The 16,529-nt window shown below is 73.1% G+C and carries 16 protein-coding genes; 9 read left to right on the top strand and 7 right to left on the bottom strand.

Going from position 1 to position 16,529, the window contains the following annotated elements:
* Nucleotides 1-83 precede the first annotated feature (83 nt).
* From ACWAT2_RS03435 to ACWAT2_RS03425, 3 genes are read left to right on the top strand one after another with little or no spacing between them, the layout of a single operon-like run.
* Complete coding sequence (locus tag ACWAT2_RS03435) at nucleotides 84-959, top strand: CPBP family intramembrane glutamic endopeptidase (RefSeq protein ID WP_402370927.1); 876 nt, start codon at nucleotides 84-86, stop codon at nucleotides 957-959.
* A gap of 9 nt (nucleotides 960-968) precedes the next feature.
* Nucleotides 969-2,213 (top strand): sensor histidine kinase, encoded by a 1,245-nt coding sequence (locus tag ACWAT2_RS03430; protein ID WP_402370929.1) that lies wholly within the window; start codon nucleotides 969-971, stop codon nucleotides 2,211-2,213.
* Nucleotides 2,210-2,911 carry a response regulator gene (locus ACWAT2_RS03425; RefSeq protein WP_402370931.1) on the top strand — a complete coding sequence of 234 codons (702 nt, stop codon included), beginning with the start codon at nucleotides 2,210-2,212 and terminating at the stop codon, nucleotides 2,909-2,911. Before ACWAT2_RS03430 ends, ACWAT2_RS03425 begins: the two co-directional genes overlap by 4 nt.
* 26 nt (nucleotides 2,912-2,937) lie before the next feature.
* Here ACWAT2_RS03425 and ACWAT2_RS03420 read toward each other — a convergent pair whose 3' ends face one another.
* A complete protein-coding gene (locus tag ACWAT2_RS03420) occupies nucleotides 2,938-4,128 on the bottom strand; it encodes a N(5)-(carboxyethyl)ornithine synthase (protein WP_402370934.1) in 1,191 nt (396 codons plus the stop codon).
* Between the two features lie 150 nt (nucleotides 4,129-4,278).
* Between ACWAT2_RS03420 and ACWAT2_RS03415 the strand changes: the two genes are divergently transcribed.
* Together ACWAT2_RS03415 and ACWAT2_RS03410 are read left to right on the top strand one after the other, a co-directional pair.
* Nucleotides 4,279-5,451 (top strand): MarP family serine protease, encoded by a 1,173-nt coding sequence (locus ACWAT2_RS03415; RefSeq protein WP_402370936.1) that lies wholly within the window; start codon nucleotides 4,279-4,281, stop codon nucleotides 5,449-5,451.
* A 163-nt stretch (nucleotides 5,452-5,614) separates the two neighbouring features.
* Nucleotides 5,615-6,115: a DUF1877 family protein gene (locus ACWAT2_RS03410; RefSeq protein WP_402370938.1), complete on the top strand. Its 501-nt coding sequence runs from the start codon at nucleotides 5,615-5,617 to the stop codon at nucleotides 6,113-6,115.
* Between the two features lie 13 nt (nucleotides 6,116-6,128).
* Here the strand turns inward: ACWAT2_RS03410 and ACWAT2_RS03405 are convergent, their stop codons facing one another.
* On the bottom strand, nucleotides 6,129-6,545 hold the full coding sequence (locus ACWAT2_RS03405) for a VOC family protein (RefSeq protein ID WP_402370941.1): 417 nt from the start codon (nucleotides 6,543-6,545) through the stop codon (nucleotides 6,129-6,131).
* A 96-nt stretch (nucleotides 6,546-6,641) separates the two neighbouring features.
* Here ACWAT2_RS03405 and ACWAT2_RS03400 point away from each other — a divergent pair, with 96 nt between their 5' ends.
* From ACWAT2_RS03400 to ACWAT2_RS03385, 4 genes are all read left to right on the top strand, one after another.
* Nucleotides 6,642-7,592, top strand: coding sequence for a helix-turn-helix transcriptional regulator (locus ACWAT2_RS03400; RefSeq protein WP_402370944.1), 951 nt, complete (start codon nucleotides 6,642-6,644; stop codon nucleotides 7,590-7,592).
* A 212-nt stretch (nucleotides 7,593-7,804) separates the two neighbouring features.
* Nucleotides 7,805-9,121, top strand: coding sequence for a UDP-N-acetylglucosamine 1-carboxyvinyltransferase (gene murA, locus ACWAT2_RS03395; RefSeq protein ID WP_402370946.1), 1,317 nt, complete (start codon nucleotides 7,805-7,807; stop codon nucleotides 9,119-9,121).
* A gap of 78 nt (nucleotides 9,122-9,199) precedes the next feature.
* Nucleotides 9,200-9,955, top strand: coding sequence for a lysophospholipid acyltransferase family protein (locus ACWAT2_RS03390; protein ID WP_402370948.1), 756 nt, complete (start codon nucleotides 9,200-9,202; stop codon nucleotides 9,953-9,955).
* Nucleotides 9,952-10,965, top strand: a complete 1,014-nt coding sequence (locus ACWAT2_RS03385; protein ID WP_402370950.1) for an NAD(P)H-dependent glycerol-3-phosphate dehydrogenase — start codon at nucleotides 9,952-9,954, stop codon at nucleotides 10,963-10,965. Before ACWAT2_RS03390 ends, ACWAT2_RS03385 begins: the two co-directional genes overlap by 4 nt.
* 11 nt (nucleotides 10,966-10,976) lie before the next feature.
* On the opposite strand, the gene ACWAT2_RS03380 is transcribed toward ACWAT2_RS03385, so the two are convergent.
* The 5 genes from ACWAT2_RS03380 to ACWAT2_RS03360 are packed head-to-tail and all read right to left on the bottom strand — an operon-like array spanning nucleotide 10,977 to nucleotide 16,245.
* Nucleotides 10,977-11,630, bottom strand: coding sequence for an AMIN-like domain-containing (lipo)protein (locus tag ACWAT2_RS03380; protein ID WP_402370952.1), 654 nt, complete (start codon nucleotides 11,628-11,630; stop codon nucleotides 10,977-10,979).
* A 48-nt stretch (nucleotides 11,631-11,678) separates the two neighbouring features.
* Nucleotides 11,679-12,830, bottom strand: coding sequence for a trans-sulfuration enzyme family protein (locus ACWAT2_RS03375; RefSeq protein WP_402370954.1), 1,152 nt, complete (start codon nucleotides 12,828-12,830; stop codon nucleotides 11,679-11,681).
* 23 nt (nucleotides 12,831-12,853) lie between these two features.
* Entirely contained in the window at nucleotides 12,854-13,294 is a 441-nt protein-coding gene (locus ACWAT2_RS03370) for a DUF1330 domain-containing protein (RefSeq protein ID WP_402370956.1), read from the bottom strand.
* A 51-nt stretch (nucleotides 13,295-13,345) separates the two neighbouring features.
* Nucleotides 13,346-14,833: a pyridoxal phosphate-dependent decarboxylase family protein gene (locus tag ACWAT2_RS03365; protein ID WP_402370959.1), complete on the bottom strand. Its 1,488-nt coding sequence runs from the start codon at nucleotides 14,831-14,833 to the stop codon at nucleotides 13,346-13,348.
* Nucleotides 14,830-16,245: an MFS transporter gene (locus tag ACWAT2_RS03360; protein WP_402370961.1), complete on the bottom strand. Its 1,416-nt coding sequence runs from the start codon at nucleotides 16,243-16,245 to the stop codon at nucleotides 14,830-14,832. Before ACWAT2_RS03360 ends, ACWAT2_RS03365 begins: the two co-directional genes overlap by 4 nt.
* Between the last annotated feature and the right edge of the window lie 284 nt (nucleotides 16,246-16,529).

Here is a 16,529-nt window from a genome sequence, read left to right as displayed (position 1 = left end):
CCGCGGGCGATTCGCCCGGACGTGCACGCTCGTAGCGTCGTTGCTGGTCGCGGGTCCGCGGCCGCACACCGACGGAGGCCCACATGAGCAGCACGAGCAGCATGAGCACCACACATCGCCACGGCACGCGTGACGACGCCGGAGGCGCGGTCGGCCGCGTCGTCCGATATCCGCTCGTCTGGATGCTGATCGGCCTGGTCGGTGTCGGCGCCGTCGGGGGCCTGACGGCGCAGAGCGAACCGTTCACGCCGCTCCCGGTGCTGGGCGCAGTCCTCGCGATCGTCCTCTACCGGGCCGTCATGCGCTTCGTCGCCGGGCGTCGCACGCCGGAGATCGCCGGTCACCGCGCCGTGCCCGAGGCGTTGTCGGGTGCCGCCATCGGGCTGGGCTTCGTCCTGGTCTCCGCGGTCGTCATCACGGCCCTCGGTGGCTACTCGTTCACCTGGGCCGACGTCGACGTCCTCGCCGTCATGGCCCCGGTGGCCGCCGTCGCGTGCGGGGCGGCCGTCACCGAGGAGCTGATGTTCCGCGGCCTCGGGATCCAGGCCGTCGAGCGCCTGCTCGGGAGCTGGACCGCCCTGGCGGTCACCGCCCTGCTCTTCGGGCTGATGCACATGCTCAACCCGGGCGCCACGCTCTGGACCGGGCTGGCGATCAGCATCGAGGCCGGCGCGATGCTCGGCGCCGCGTTCCTGTGGCGCCGCAACCTCTGGTTCGTCATCGGTCTCCACCTCGCCTGGAACACCGCCGTCGGGCTGCTCGGCATCGCGGTCTCCGGGCACGTGTCCCCGGGCCTCCTGGTCGCCCACGTCTCGGGCCCGGCCCTGCTCACGGGTGGCGCCTTCGGCATCGAGGGATCGCTGGTGACCGTGACGCTCGGCGTGCTCCTCGCCGGCCTGATGATCGTGCTCGCCCGGCGCCGCGGAACGCTGGTCCCGGCGCGCGGCCCTCGCCCGTAGGCTCAGGTCGTGCCCGTCAACTCCCTCACCAGCCGGTTCACCCGTGCCGGCTCACCGCTCCAGGCGTGGCGCGCACTGCGACCGGCCGTCCGGGACGGCCTGTTCGCGGTGCTCCTCGCGGGGCTCGGCTTCGTCCCGACGTTGTCCACCATCGCGGTCGAGCTGGGCGACCTGCCCGAGCGAGCGACGGACCCGCTGGCCGTGGTGCTCGTCCTCGCGCAGTCCCTCCCTCTCGTGGCGCGACGTCGATGGCCGGCGGCCAGCCTCGCGGCGGTCGGCACGGCGCTCGCCCTCAACCAGGCCCTGGCCTACCCGCCGACGTTCGCGAGCGTCGGGCTCTACGTCGCGTTGTACTCGGCGGGGGCACACCTCGCGCGGCGTCGCCGTGTCGTCGCCGTCCTGGCGACCGTCGGCTTTGCCGCCCTCGCGGCGGTGCTGTCGGGCCTCGGCTCACCCAACCGGATGCTGGACTTCCTCACCTTCTACCTCGCCCTGGTGGTGATCTGGACGGCCGGCTCGGTGGTGCGCCGTCGGCGGACGGAGGAGGCCGAGCGCCGACGGCTGGCCGCCGCCGTGGCGACGTCCGACGAACGAGCCCGGATCGCTCGGGAGCTGCACGACGTCGTGACCCACCACGTGACGGCCATGGTCGTCCAGGCCGACGCGGCCCAGTACCACCTGCCCGCGACGCCCGAGCGGGCGGGGGAGGCGCTCGCGGCCATCGGCAGCACGGGCCGCCGAGCCCTGACCGACCTGCGGGACCTGCTGGGCGTCCTCGAGGCGACCGGGGAGTCGGAGCCTGCGCGGCGGGCGCCGGCTCTCGGCCAGGTCGGTGACCTCGTCGAGCAGGCTCGCCAGGCGGCTCAGCCGATCGAGTGGGTGCAGGACGGCGACCCGCGGCCCTTGCCGGACGCCGTCGAGCTCGCGGCGTACCGGGTGGTGCAGGAGTCGCTCACCAACGCGCTCAAGCACGCTGCCGGGCGACCGACCGCCGTGCGCCTGCGGCACGGCGACGAGCGCCTCGAGATCGAGGTGATCACGCACGGGTCCGGCGCGCCGGGTGTCGCGCCGGCCGTAATACCCAGCACCACGTCGCCTGCCGGCCCGGTGTCGTCGACCGGCGGCCGCGGCCTCGCCGGGCTCCGCGAACGTGTCCGGGTGGTCGGCGGAGACCTGCAGGCCGGCCCGTTGCCGCACGGCGGGTTCCGTGTGCACGCCCTGATCCCGTCGGCCTCGACCAGGAGGAGCTCATGACCGTCGCACCGGCGGAAGGCAACCCGATCCGCGTGCTCGTCTGCGAGGACCAGGAGCTGGTCCGGGTCGGCTACGTGACCATCTTCTCCGCACAGCCCGACATGGAGGTCGTGGGCGAGGCGCGAGACGGCCGTGCGGCCGTCGAGGCGGCGCTGCGGCTGCGCCCTGACGTCGTCGTGATGGACATCCGGATGCCCGTGCTGGACGGCATCGAGGCGACGCGCCGGATCGCGGGGCCGGACGCCGAGACGCCGGCCAAGGTGCTGGTGGTCACCACGTTCAACGTCGACGAGTACGTCTACGAGGCGCTCCGGGCGGGGGCCAGCGGGTTCCTGCTCAAGGACTCCTCCCCGGCCGAGCTGATCGACGGCCTCCGGACGATCGCCCGCGGCGACTCGCTGCTCGCGCCCACCGTGACGCGCACGCTGATCGGCCGGTACGCCGAGCGGTTGCGCCCGGCGGACACGGCGCGGCCCGAGCGGGACGACGTCGTGGCCCGTCTGACCGCCCGGGAGCTGGAGGTGCTCGAGCAGCTCGCCGCCGGGCTGTCGAACGCGGAGATCGCCGGCGAGCTGGTCATCACTCCGGAGACGGTCAAGACCTATGTCTCACGGATCCTCGCCAAGCTCGGCCTGCGCGACAGGGTGCAGGCGGTGGTGCTCGCCTACCGGGTGGGCCTGGTCTCGCCGACGGGCTGATCCCCGGCCCCGACGCGCGGAGCCCGTCAGGCCGGGGTGGTCAGGGCGTGCGGGTAGGCGGCGTCCCGACCCTGGAAGCTCAGGATGCTCGGGTTCTTGATCGTCCCGTCGTGGATCTCGATCGCCCGCGAGACGGTGAGGCTCGCCGCCCACGAGGCCGGTCCTTCCAGGACCGTGCGCAGGAAGGGCAGGATCGCCTCGCTGATCTCCCAGGTCGCGGAGTTCCACAGGTAGGACGGGGTGTGGTCGACGGCGTAGTAGCTCACGCCGTCGCCGACGGTGAGCATCGGGTCGTCGAACGTGGTGGGCACGGCCCACTCGAACCCCATGCCCTGGTCGCACGAGACGTCGACGATCAGGCTTCCCGTGGCGAAGCCCGCCAGGTCCTCTGTGCGCAGGTAGGTCAGCGGTGCGGCGACGTCCTGGAGCGTGCAGTTGACGACGATGTCGTGCGAGGCGAGGAACTCCGGGAGCGGGACCTCGCCGTCCTGCGTCGTCACCTCGCTGAGGTAGGCGGCCCCCTCGCTGGTGTGGAGCTGGGTGATGTGCGCGCTGTGGATCGGGGACCCGACCGCTGCGGCGCCTCGCTGCGTGAGCACCTGGATGTCGTGGATCCCGTGCGCTTTGAGCGCGGTGACGGCGCCTCGTGCCGTCGCACCGAACCCGATGACGACAGCGCTGAGCCGCGGGCCGTAGTCTCCGGTCGAGCCGGTCAGGCTCAGGGCGTGCAGGACGGAGCAGTAGCCGGCGAGCTCGTTGTTCTTGTGGAACACGTGCAAGCCGAAGTCACCCCGGGACGTCCAGTGGTTCATCGCCTCGAAGGCGATCAGGGTGAGCCGGCGGTCGATCGCCGTCTGCGTCATCCCGGCGTCCTGCACGCAGTGCGGCCACCCCCACAGCACGCGGCCCTCAGGGATCGCGGCGACGTCCGCCGTCTGCGGCTTGGGCAGGAGCAGCACGTCGGCGGACTCGATCACCTCGGAGCGTTCCGCGACTCGGCCCACCCGGGACTCGACGTAGCCGCGCTCCAGCCGGAAGTCGGCCGCGTAGCCGCGCTCGACGATCATGCGCGCGCGGACGTCCTCGTCGATCCGGTCCAGGTGGTGTGGATGGATCGGCAGCCGCCGCTCGTTCTCCATCGACGAACCGGCGAGCAGCCCGAGGCTGAGCAGCGTGTCGGCAGGGACGGCAGGGGACGGGGGTGTGGCGCCGGGCATCCGGACTCCCATGATCGGGGAACCAGGGTCAGCTCCTCCCGGGAGTGTACGCCGGGCCTCTCGAGGCGCGGACCAGGTCCTCAGCGGACATCCAGGTCGACCGCGTATTCTCAGCGGTCCCCGACGTCCCAGCCCGCCCGCGGAGGCCCCGTGACCCTGCTCGACCTGGTGCTCGTCGTCGTCCTGCTGTTCGCCCTGATGGCGGGGCTGAGCCGCGGGCTGCTCGCCACGCTCGGCGGGCTCGTCGGTCTCGTCGTCGGGGGAGTGGCCGCCTTCCTCGTCGTCCCGCTGGTGGTCGACGCGCTGCCGGAACCGCAGTGGCGCGGTCCGGCGACGGTGCTCCTGGCCGTCGCGCTGCCGCTGCTCGGGGCGTCGATGGGTGCCGGCGTAGGACACAGCCTGCGCCAGCAGGTGGACCGCTCGGGGCTGCGGCCGCTCGACCGGCTCCTCGGTGGCGCCGCCAGCCTGGTGGTGGCGGCTCTCGCACTGTCGTTCGTCGGAACAGCCGTGAAGGCGACCGGCACGCCGGGCGTCGCGTCCGCCGTCTCGTCGTCCGCGGTGCTGCGCACCATCGAGGACCTCACGCCGACGCCGGTGAGCCGGTCCCTGGCCGAGGTCCGCGGCGCGGTGCTGGACGACGGCCTGCCGCGTCTGGACGGCCTGCTGGATCCGCGCCGGACGACGACGGCACCCACGGTCGACCTGGACGACCCGGCGCTCGAGGCGTCTGCCCAGTCGGTCGCGCGGATCTGGGGCACGGCGTACGCCTGCGGGACCGGGATCACCGGGTCGGGTTTCGTCAGCTCCCCGGACCGCGTGGTGACGAACGCGCACGTGGTGGCGGGCGTGGACCGGCCGCTGGTCGAGCTCCCGGGACGACCGGCGCAGGAGGGGCGGGTCGTGTACTACGACCCCGGGGCGGACCTCGCCGTCGTCGCCGTCGACGGGTTGGACGCCGACCCCCTGAGCGTCGCGCCGACGCTCGAGACCGGCGACCCGGCCGCCGTCCAGGGGTATCCGCACGGCGGTCCGTTCACCTCGACGGGCGCCGAGGTGCTCGACGTCGGCCCGGTGCGGATCCCCGGGTCCGGTGGCACGGGAGGTGGCGAGCGCGACATCTATGCGCTCGCCGCCAGCGTGCATCCCGGCAGCTCCGGTGGTCCGGTGCTGTCCACCGACGGTGACGTCGTCGGCGTGATCTTCGGGCGGTCCAGCGGAGGCGACGCCCTCGCGTACGGCGTGACCACCACCGAGCTGATGCCCGTGGTCGCGCAGGCCCCCGACCTGGACGCCGCGGTCACGCCCGGAAGCTGTGCTCGCTGACGTATCGCCAGCACACCCCTGATGACTACACCCGAGTTGTGCCCGGATCGCCGCGCAAAACTTGTCGCATCTCACAGTCTTGGGTGACGTTTTGCGCGGTCAGCACCGGTCCGGCCGTTTTGCCCGCCCTGCGGTGCCCGCCGTACCGCTACGGTCGCGGGCCATGGGCATTCACTGCGAGTACGCGCGGCTCGCGGCCGCGGACATGGACAGGGCGCAGTCGGACGCGGCGTGGGCCGCGGAACGTCTCGACGCGCTCGCCGAGGAGTGGGTCGAGCTCGACCTGGAGCCCGAGGAGGCGCGCTACTTCAGCGTCGGCCGGGCGTGGGGCCCGCTGGACGCCCTGCTCCGTGCGCGGGAGCCGGCGGTCGACGTCGTCCACGGCGGCACGCCGCTGGGGATCGACGGCGGGCTGGGCCCGGTGCGCTCGCTCACTCCCGACGAGGTACGTCACGCCGCCGCGTTCCTCAGCGCGACGCCCTTCGCGGCGCTGGCCGACGGGTACGACGTCACGCGCCTCTGCGACGGCGACGGGTGCCCCGACCCCGCCGAGCACCTGGCCGAGGAACGACCCCAGGTGCTCGGCGAGCGGTACGACGAGCTGCGGCGCTTCTGCTCCGCGGCAGCCGCCGCGGGTGACGGCGTCGTGCTGATGCTGAACTGACACCAACCCGTCGTCACCGCAGCGAGTCGAGCACCTCGTCGTAATGGGCGTTCTCCATCACCCCGAGCAGGTTGCCGAAAGGGTCGACGACGGTCGCGGTGACGAACCCCGGGCCGCGCTCGGTCGGCTCGTCGTGGCCGACGGCGCCCAGGGCGAGCAGCCGCTCGTACGTCGCCGCGACGTCGTCCACCGCCCAGTAGGCGACCGCGCCGGTCGGCTCTTCGGTACGGGCGACCGACGCGAACCGTCGGTCGATGATCCCGAGCTCGTGCTGGTAGTCGCCGATGCGGAACTCGGCGTACGCCAGGGTGCCCTCGACCTCGCGGGCGAAGTAGGCCTCGGCGCCGAGGACCTCGGCGTACCAGTCGCGGGCCGCGGCGACGTCGTCGGCGAAGTACGTGATGGTGGTGAGTCCGCGCAGCATGGTCATCCTCCCGGTGGTGCGGCGCCTCGGTGACACCGTCGAGATCCATCCTGCGCGGCAAAGTGCTCACCTTCTGACTACTTTCTGTGGCAGTCTCGAGATGTGCGAGCCGATCGCCTCATCCAGGTGCTCCTGCACCTGCAGTCCCGGCCGCGGGTGACCGCCGGCGAGCTCGCCGACGCCCTGGAGGTCTCGGTGGCCACCGCACGCCGCGACCTGGAGGCGCTGTCGGCCGCCGGGGTCCCCGTGTACCCGCAGCGCGGCCGGGGCGGCGGATGGTCGCTGCTCGGCGGCGCCCGGACCGACCTCAGCGGTCTCACCGCGCCGGAGGCCCGCGCGCTGTTCCTCCGTGCGGGACCGGCCATCGCCGCGGACGACGACGCGAGCGCGGCGTTGCGCAAGCTCGTCCGGGCGCTGCCCACGCCGTTCCGGGCCGAGGCCGAGGCGGCGGCCGTCGCCACCGTCGTCGACCGCGAGCGATGGGGCGCTGCCGCCCGGGAACAGGCGCCGCACCTCGAGGCGCTGCAGGACGCCGTCGTCCGACGGCGGCGCGTCCGGCTGCGGTACACCGGCGCCACCGGGCGGTCGTCGGACCGTGTCGTCGACCCGTGGGGCGCGGTGGACAAGGACGGCACCTGGTACCTCGTGGCCGGGACGGATCGCGGACCGCGCACCTACCGGGTCGACCGCGTCGTCGCGGCGGAGGTCACCGATGACGCTGCCGAGGTGCCGGCGGACCTGGACCTCGGCGCCGTGTGGGCGCAGGTGGTCGACGAGGTCGAGTCGTTGCGCTCGACGACCTGGGCCACGGTCCGCGTCCCGGAGCGGCACGTCGGGGTCTTGCGAGCCCAGTTCGGCCGGCACGTGAGCGTCGAGGGCGCGGCGGACGACGGCGTGGTCCGGGTGCGCGTCGGCGCACCGACGCCGCTCGACGTCGCGAGGCACCTCGCCGGCTGGGGCGACGGAGCCGTGGTGGAGGATCCGCCCGAGGTGCGTGCGGAGCTCGCCCGCCTCGGCGCCGAGCTGGTCGCCCGATACGTCACGATCCCGTGAAGACCGGCACGCCGTCGCGCGAGTCCGCGTCCGCGGCGTGAAGGTGTGGTGAACGTGAATACTGCGGGCGTGCCGGATGTTGGCACCACCGGGCCTGCGAGGGCAGGATCGAACGCGCTGCGCACACCCGCGCGCCGCGAGCCCTCACGGCCCGCTCCAGGGCAGCACCATCGTGCTGCTGCACCCCGTGACGACAGGATGTACGACGAGCTATGACTGATCTGCTGTACGTGAACGGTGGGACGCCGTTGCAGGGCACCATCTCGGTGCGGGGTGCGAAGAACTTCGTGTCCAAGGCGATGGTGGCGTCGTTGCTGGGTGAGTCCGCGAGCGTGTTGCGCAACGTGCCGCAGATCCGGGACGTGGGTGTGGTCTCGGGGTTGTTGGACCTGCACGGGGTGAACGTGAAGTACGACCCGGACGCGGGGATCTTGGACCTGGATCCGTCGAACGTGGAGTCGGCGCACGTGGCGGACATCGATGCGCATGCGGGGGCGAGCCGGATCCCGATCTTGTTCTGTGGTCCGTTGTTGCACCGGTTGGGTGAGGCGTTCATCCCGGATCTGGGTGGTTGCCGGATCGGGGATCGGCCGATCGACTACCACCTGGACATCTTGCGGCAGTTCGGTGCGGTGGTGGACAAGCGTCCGAACGGGATCCATCTGCGGGCGCCGCGGCGGTTGCAGGGCACGAAGATCACGTTGCCGTACCCGTCGGTGGGGGCGACGGAGCAGCTGTTGCTGACGGCGGTGCGTGCTGAGGGGATCACGGAGCTGTCGGGTGCGGCCACGGAGCCGGAGATCATGGATCTGATCGCGGTGCTGCAGAAGATGGGCGCGATCATCTCGGTGGACACCGATCGGGTGATCCGGATCGAGGGTGTGGATCGTCTCGAGGGGTACAACCACACGGCGTTGGGGGACCGGATCGAGGCGGCGTCCTGGGCCTCGGCAGCCTTGGCCACCGGTGGGGACGTGACGATCAAGGGCGCTTCGCAGCCGGAGATGATGACGTTCTTGAACACGTTCCGCAAGGTGGGTGGGCAGTTCGACGTCCAGGACGACGGGATCCGGTTCTGGCACCCCGGCGGTGATCTGCGTCCGATCGTGCTGGAGACGGATGTGCATCCGGGCTTCATGACGGACTGGCAGCAGCCGTTGGTGGTGGCGTTGACGCAGGCCACGGGGCTGTCGATCGTGCACGAGACGGTGTATGAGAACCGTTTCGGGTTCACCGAGGCGTTGCGGCAGATGGGTGCCACGATCCAGGTGTACAAGGAGTGCTTGGGTGGGGGCGACTGCCGGTTCGGGCAGCGCAACTTCCATCACTCGGCGGTGGTCTCGGGGCCGACGCCGTTGGCGGCGGCGGACATCGAGGTGCCGGACCTGCGCGGCGGGTTCTCCCACCTGATCGCTGCGTTGGCGGCCAAGGGCACCTCGACGGTGCGGGGTATCTCGTTGATCGACCGGGGTTATGAGTCCTTCCAGGACAAGCTCGTCGCCCTGGGCGCCGACGTCACCCGCGGCTGACGCGCCGAGGTCCATCTGCTCGCCGGGGCCGGGCCCACTGGGCACCGTGCCCCCGTCGGGCAGGTAGGCTCTGTGGCCGTGCCCCCCGCCAGACCCGAGTCGCGTCTCTATCGCGTCATCGCGAAGATCGTCCGGTCGACGATGTTCTCGATGTGCCGCTACGAGTGGAGCGGCAGCGAGAACTTCCCGACCGAGGGCGGCTTCATCGCCGCGGCGAACCACGTCACCGAGCTCGACGCCCTGACGTTCGTGCACTACCTGTTCGACCAGGGCTTCGAGCCGCGCGTGCTGGCCAAGCGCAGCCTGTTCACGGCTCCCGTCGTGGGTTCCGCGCTGCGGGCCACCAACATGATCCCGGTGGACCGGGGGAGCGCGGCCGCGGCACGTTCGTTGCAGCGTGCCGGTGAGGAGCTCGGCGACGGCGCCTGCGTGGCGGTCTTCCCCGAGGGGACGCTCACGCGCGACCCGGACTGCTGGCCGATGGAACCCAAGACCGGTCTCGCGCGCATCGCGCTGACCACCCGGCTGCCGGTGGTGCCGATCGCGCAGTGGGGAGCCGTCGACATCCTGCCGCGCTACGGCAAGCTGCCCAAGCCGTTCCCGCGCAAGCGGGTGCAGGTCGTCGCTGGACCGCCCGTGGACCTGTCCGACCTGTACGACCGCCCGCAGGACGCCGCCACGCTGCGCGAGGTGATGAACCGCGTGATGGACGCGATCACCGTGCTGCTCGCCGACCTTCGCGACGAGCAGCCGCCGGAGCAGCGGTTCGACCTGCGCAAGCACCCTGACTACGAGGTGAAGAAGATGCACTACCCACCGGTGGAGCGCCCGTGAGCGGCGTCCTGAAGACCGCCGTCCTCGGTTCCGGATCCTGGGGGACCACCTTCGCCATGGTCATGGCCGACGCCGGCTGCGACGTCACGCTGTGGGGTCGCGACGAGGCCGTGGCGCGAGAGGTCGCGGAGGACCGCCGCAACGCCAAGTACCTTCCGGACGTCGAGCTGCCCGCCATGCGCGCGACGACGGACGCCGCCGCCGCGCTCTCCGGCGCCCGGGTCGTCGTGGTCGCCATCCCGTCCCAGGTGGCGCGCACGACTCTCGAAGGGTTGCGCGAGCACCTGGAGCCGGACGCCGTGGTGGTGTCCCTCATGAAGGGCATCGAGCTCAGCACCGACAAGCGCATGAGCCAGGTCATCGCCGAGGCGCTGGACATCTCGCTCGACCGCGTCGTCGTCGTCTCGGGCCCGAACCTCGCCAAGGAGATCGCGACACGTCAGCCCACGGCGACGGTCGTCGCGTGCCCGGACGAGGCCAACGCGCGCCTCGCGGCCGAGGCGTGCTCCAACGCGTACTTCCGCCCGTACACGAACTCGGACGTCGTCGGCGTCGAGCTGTGCGGCGCGGTGAAGAACGTCATCGCGCTGGCGATCGGCATGGCCCAGGGCCGCGGCTTCGGCTGGAACACCACCGCGACGGTCATCACCCGCGGTCTGGTCGAGATCACCCGGCTCGGCCGGGCGCTCGGCGCGCAGGCCGAGACGTTCGCCGGCCTGGCAGGGATGGGTGACCTGGTGGCGACGTGCGCCTCACCGCTGTCTCGCAACCACACCCTCGGCAAGTACGTCGGCCAGGGGATGTCGCTCGAGGACGCCCTCGTCGCCACCGGCACCACGGCCGAGGGCGTGAAGTCCTCCCGATCGGTGCTGGAGCTGGCGCAGAAGCACGGCGTGGACATGCCGATCACCGCGGGAGTCGTCGCGGTGCTGCACGAGGGGATGTCGGTGGACGACATGGCCCGTGCTCTTCTCTCGCGCCCGCAGAAGGCCGAGCGGCTGACGGACTGAGCCGTCCCGCCTCAGTGGCCGACGTCGACCACGAGGCGCGTCGGGTCCTCCTCGACCGACACGGCGAACGGCCTGGCCTCGCCGTCGACCCCGACGAAGGCCGTGCTCTGCCCCTCGAAGACGAAGCGGTAGACGACCTCCTCGACGGACGTCGCGCCGTCGGGCTCGACCGGTGCGCCGTCGTACTCCTCGACGCCCGAGTCCATCGGTATCGCGGTGCCGAGGACGACGACCTGCAGCACCGCGTCGCCGGCGACGTCCACGGCGTCGCCCTTGCCGGGATCGAGGGCCTGGTCGACGTACTCGACCCGCCAGCCCGGCGTCCCGCTGCCGTCCAGCGTGAAGGTCACCCGGTCGAACCCGTCCTGCGGCTCGACGGCGACGTCGGTGACGGTGAGCAGCTGGTCGCCGCCGGGCTCCCCGCTGGCGGCGTCCGTGCTGCCCTCGAACGTGCCGCCGTCGGGCGATGCCGTGGCGTCAGGCGAAGCAGCGTCCTCCGGCGACGCCGTGTCCTCGGGTGGTGAGGTGATCTCCGTGGCGCCGCCGCCGTCTCCGTAGCCCGGCAGGTCGGCCCCGCCGCCGCAGCCCGCGGTGAGCAGGAGCGCGACGGCCGCGGCCGTGGTGGCAGCCCTCCGTCCGGACCGGCTGTGACGGGTCGCACGCATGAGGCCTCCCGGGTCGCACGGGAGCGCGGTGCGGCCCCTCGTCCCACCCTAGACGGGCAGGCCGTCGAGCGCGCGGGACAGGTCCGCCCAGAGGTCCTCGACGTCCTCGACGCCGACCGACATGCGCACCAGGTCCTCGGGCACCGTCAGGGACTCGGTGGTGAAGCGGCGGCGGCGCTCCAGTGTGGACTCCACCCCGCCGAGCGACGTGGCGGGCACCCAGAGCTCCACCGCGGCGACGACGGCGTCGGCTGCCTCGATGCCCCCGACGGGCCGCATGCCGATGATCGCGCCGAACGACGCCATCTGCGCCGCGGCCCGCTCGTGCCCGGGGTCGGACGGCAGGGACGGGTGCCGCACCTCGGCGACGCGAGGGTGGTCAGCCAGCCGCCGCGCGATCTCGGCGGCGTTGGCGTTCGCGCGTTCGACGCGCAGGTGGAGCGTGCGCAGGCCTCGCAGTGCGAGGAAGACCTCCATCGGCCCGGCGATCGCGCCGTGCAGCGTGCGGTAGGCGCGGACCCGAGCGGCGGCGTCGTCGTCGTTCGTCACGACGGCGCCGAGGACGACGTCGGAGTGGCCGGCCAGATACTTGGTGACCGAGTGGACGACGACGTCGGCCCCGAGGTTGAGCGGTCGTTGCCCGAGCGGCGTGGCGAACGTGTTGTCGACGACGGACGGCACGCCGCGCTCCCGGGCTGCGGCGAGGATCGCGGGCAGGTCGGCGACCTCCAGCATCGGGTTCGTGGGGGACTCGGCCACGAGCAGGTCGGCGCCGTCCAGCGCCGCGACCACCGCGTCGGTGTCCGCGACGTCGACGCGCCGCACCTCGAGGCCGTGGCGCCGAGCGAGGTCGTCGAGGTAGCCGAGCGTCACCTGGTAGGCGTGCCGCGGCACGACGACCACGCCCGACGGCGGCACGTCGCCCAGGGCTGCGGCGATGGCCGCCATGCCGGAACCGAACACGATGCCGTGCGCGCCGCCCTCGAGCGCCGCGAGCGCGGTCTCGAACGGCTCCCACGTCTCCGCGCCGCCGCGGGTGTAGAGCTGCTCGCTCCCGGGGACCCCCTGGGACACGTAGGTGGAGCTGAGGACGACCGGCGCGTTGACCGGCCCACCCTGGACCCGTGGGGGCCGGCCGGCCGTCACCGCGACGGTGGCGGGGGAGTGCGGGGAAACGGTGTCGGCGTGCTCGTGCGTCATGGCGTCAGGGTACGTCGGCGTGGTCAGGGGATGGTCGTCGGAATCAGCCGGGCGTCGGCGAGCGCCGCGGTGCGGTGGCGCGACAGCGCCTGGTACTCCGGTGAGGTGACCATCGCGACGAATGCCGCGGGCGAGGGGTAGCGGACCAGCAGGACGGCGTCCCAGTCCTCGCCGTCCGGCCCGATCACGGTGGGCCCGCACGGGCCGTGGTGAAGCACCTCGACCCCGGCCCGCTGCATGTGGGCCTGCGCCTCCTTGCCGTACCGGGCGTAGGCGTGCGAGCCGGAGATCGTCTCGGCGGGCGCGAGGTCGGGGGCGTGCGAGTAGTCCGCCGTCTCACGGAACCGCATCAGGTTCAGCATGGTGACCGGCTCGTCGGCAGGCAGCGCGGCAAGCCGTGCGAGCTGGTCGGGGCCGGCCTCGACGGTGAGGCGGTCGGCGGGCGGGGTCGGTCGAGTCGTCATACCGGGGAGCATACCGATCGGTATGTTCGCCGGTGGTCGGCGAACAGCCGCTCAGCGCGGTTCGGCCAGCCGTCCGAGCAGCTCGGTGAGCAGACGCTCGGCGACCGGCGCGGGCAGAGCCTCGACGGCGGCGAGCAGGGGGGCCATCGGCCCGAGGCCTGCACCGGTCTCGCCGATCCGCGACGTGTCCAGCCCGAGTCCGCGGAGCAGGGCGGCGGCGGTGTCGGAGTCCGGGACCGTCGCCGGTCCGCCGTCCACCAGCGGCGAGGCCTCAGGGCGCGGCGTACCGCGCACCGCGTCGGCCGCGGCCGCGAGTGCGGGAACCAGCTCGTCGAGCACCCGGGCGGTGACCGGAGTGACCGTCAGGTGGGTGGTGTGCGGTAGGACCGTGCCGTCCGCCTGCCGGAGCGCGGGCTGAGGCTGGAGGACCCAGCCGTGGTTGGCCACGGTGTCGGCCCACACGTGCGGGTCCACCCGACGCGCCGTGGGGACGGACTCGTCGGTGGCGACGGCGAACAGCGGCCCGGTCGGCTCCCCGACGACCCGGAGACCGTCGATCTGACCGACGGCGGCACGCAGCGCGTCCGTGGCCTGGCGGGCCTGTTCGGCGAGCTCGGCGAACCCGTCTCGCCCGAGGGCCTGGGCGATCGCCCACGCCGCGGCCAGCGGCCCTCCCGAGCGGGACCCCAGGAGGGTCGGGCTGACCACCGGGTAGCCGGGCCAGCGGGTCGTGGCGAAGTACTGCCCGCGCTGCCGGTCGCGGCCCCGGTGCAGCAGCATCGAGACGCCCTTGGGTGCGTACCCGTACTTGTGCAGGTCCACGCTCAGGCTCGTCACACCGGGCACACGCAGGTCCCACGGCGGCAGGCCGGGCCAGAACGGCAGCGCCATGCCCCCGATGCACGCGTCGACGTGCACGGGCACCCCGCGGGCGGCGGCGACCGTGGCGACCTCGGCGACCGGGTCCAGTGCGGCGTGCGGGTAGGACGGCGCCGAGACGACGACGAGCGCGACGTCGTCCGGGCGGTCGGCGAGGCGTTCCGCGACGGCGTCGGCCGCCACGGCGCCGCCCGGCCGGACCGGGACGAGGTCCAGCGCCAGCCCGAAGTAGTGCGCGGCCTTCTGGAACGCGGCGTGCGCGGTGACGGGCGCCACCAGTCGCGGCCGTGCGGCGCCCGGCTCCGCGCCGTGAGCCGCCAGCCACGCGTCCCGGGCCGCCTTGACGGCGAGCAGGCAGCTCTCCGTACCTCCGGACGTCACCGTCCCGACGACCGGCTCGCCACCGTCGTCCCCGCCCAGCAGGTCGCGTGTGAACGCCACGAGGTCCCGCTCCAGCGCGGCCACGGAGCCGAACGTGGTGGGGTCGAGACCGTTGACCGGCTGCATGGCGCGGACCGCGGCGGCGGCGAGCTCGTCGAGCTCCGGCTCGCCCGAGTCGTACACGTAGCTCAGCACACGGCCCCCGTGCGTCGGGGCGTCGCGCTCCCGGAGGGCCGCCAGCCGGGCCAGGACGTCGTCGGGCGGTACGGCGAACCTCATGCGGGCTCCTCGTGGACGGCCGCGGGTCCCGCGGCGTGGATGTCGGCCCGACGCAGCGGGTAGCGGCGCAGGGTCGCCAGGCTGGCCGCCACCAGGGCTGCGGGCAGCACGGAGAACGCGAGCACGATACCCAGGACCGCGCTTTCCGGCTGCACCACGAGCTGCTCGGCCCGTGACTCGACGTATCCCGTCACGGCGAGAGTCAGAGCCAGCACGGCGGTCCCGAGCGCGAAGCCGGTCGTCTCCCCGGCGGTCCACACCCCGGAGAACGTCCCGGCCCGGCCCGGCCCGCGGGTGCGGGCGTCGTGCGCGACGACGTCGGGCAGCATCGCCATCGGCAGCGACTGCAGGCCCGCGTAGGCGGCGCCGGCGACCGCGACGACGGCGTACACCCACGCTCCGGGCGACCACGCCATGCCCACCAGGGCGAGCGCCGCGAGCGCGAACACCGACGAGGCCATCCGGAAGGCACGCTCCTTGCCGACCCGGCGCGCGACGGCGCCCCACACCGGCGCGAAGACGACGGCCGGACCGACCAGTGCCGCGAACAGGAACGTCACGGCCGCCTCGTCGCCGAGCACCCAGCGTGCGACGTACTGGGCACCGGCCAGCATGGTCCCCGTCGCGAGCGCCTGCAGGACGAACGTGGCGAGCAGCATACGGAACGGCTGGCTCGTGCTGAGCGCGGCCAGCCCGTCGCGGTACGAGCCGGCGACGCCGTGCCACCGGGACGACGACGGCGCGGCACCGGGTGCGGTGCTCGCGGACCGAGGGCTGGCGGGCAGCCGGGCGTCTCGCCGTCCGGCACCGTGCTCCACACCGGCCGACACCAGCAGCGAGAGGCCGAGGACGAGCCCGGCGACGGCGGCCATGACCAGGTAGCCGGCGTGCTCGTCCGGCACCACCGAGCGGAGCGCCGGCGCACCGCCGCCGAACGCGAGGATCGCGACCGTCAGGACGACGACGCGTGCCGTGAGCAGGCGGGTGCGCTCGTCGTAGTCGTCGGTCAGCTCGGCCGGCAGCGCGATGTAGGGGACCTGGAACAGCGAGAACGCCGTGGCCGCGCAGAGGAACGCCAGCAGCACCCAGGCGGCGCCGGCCGTCGGGCTCCACGACTCGGGCACGGCGAAGGTGAGCACGAAGAATACGGGGAGCAGGAGCCCGCCCGCGGCCATGAGCCGGCGCCGGGAGCCGTGGTGGACGCGGTCGTGGTTGCTGGCGGCGCCGATGACCGGGTCGATGATCACATCCCACACCTTGGCGAGCGTGACGATGAGACCGGCCATCAGGGCGGCCACACCGACCGTGTCCGTGAGGTAGTAGACCAGGACGAGGCCGGGCAGGGTGCCGAAGCCACCCGTCCCGACCGACCCGACGGCGTACCGGGCGACAGTGCCCGCGCGCAGACTCATGCGGGGATCCTACGAGACGCGGCGTGACGGGTGTCACCCTCAGGACGTGATGGTGCTTCCTGCCGCGGGCGGCCGGCGGGTTGGTCGGCTCGGTCGCGGCGGAGATCGCCGAGAGGTCGCCGGGACACCGGTGCCGGACGGCGGCTGGGTCGAGGAGGTCCGGACGTGCTGCCCAGCCGTCTGTGGGGTGGCGCTCCGGCATCCGTGGGCTGCCCGGGTTGCTCGCGTCATGGGCGTCGATCCGGCCCGGCGTCTTCCGGCTCCACGGCCCGAGTTCGAGTTCA

This window comes from Isoptericola sp. GX10416 (assembly GCF_056590155.1).
The sequence above is the reverse complement of the archived record's forward strand: the minus strand, read 5'-3'. Positions and strand labels throughout refer to the sequence as shown.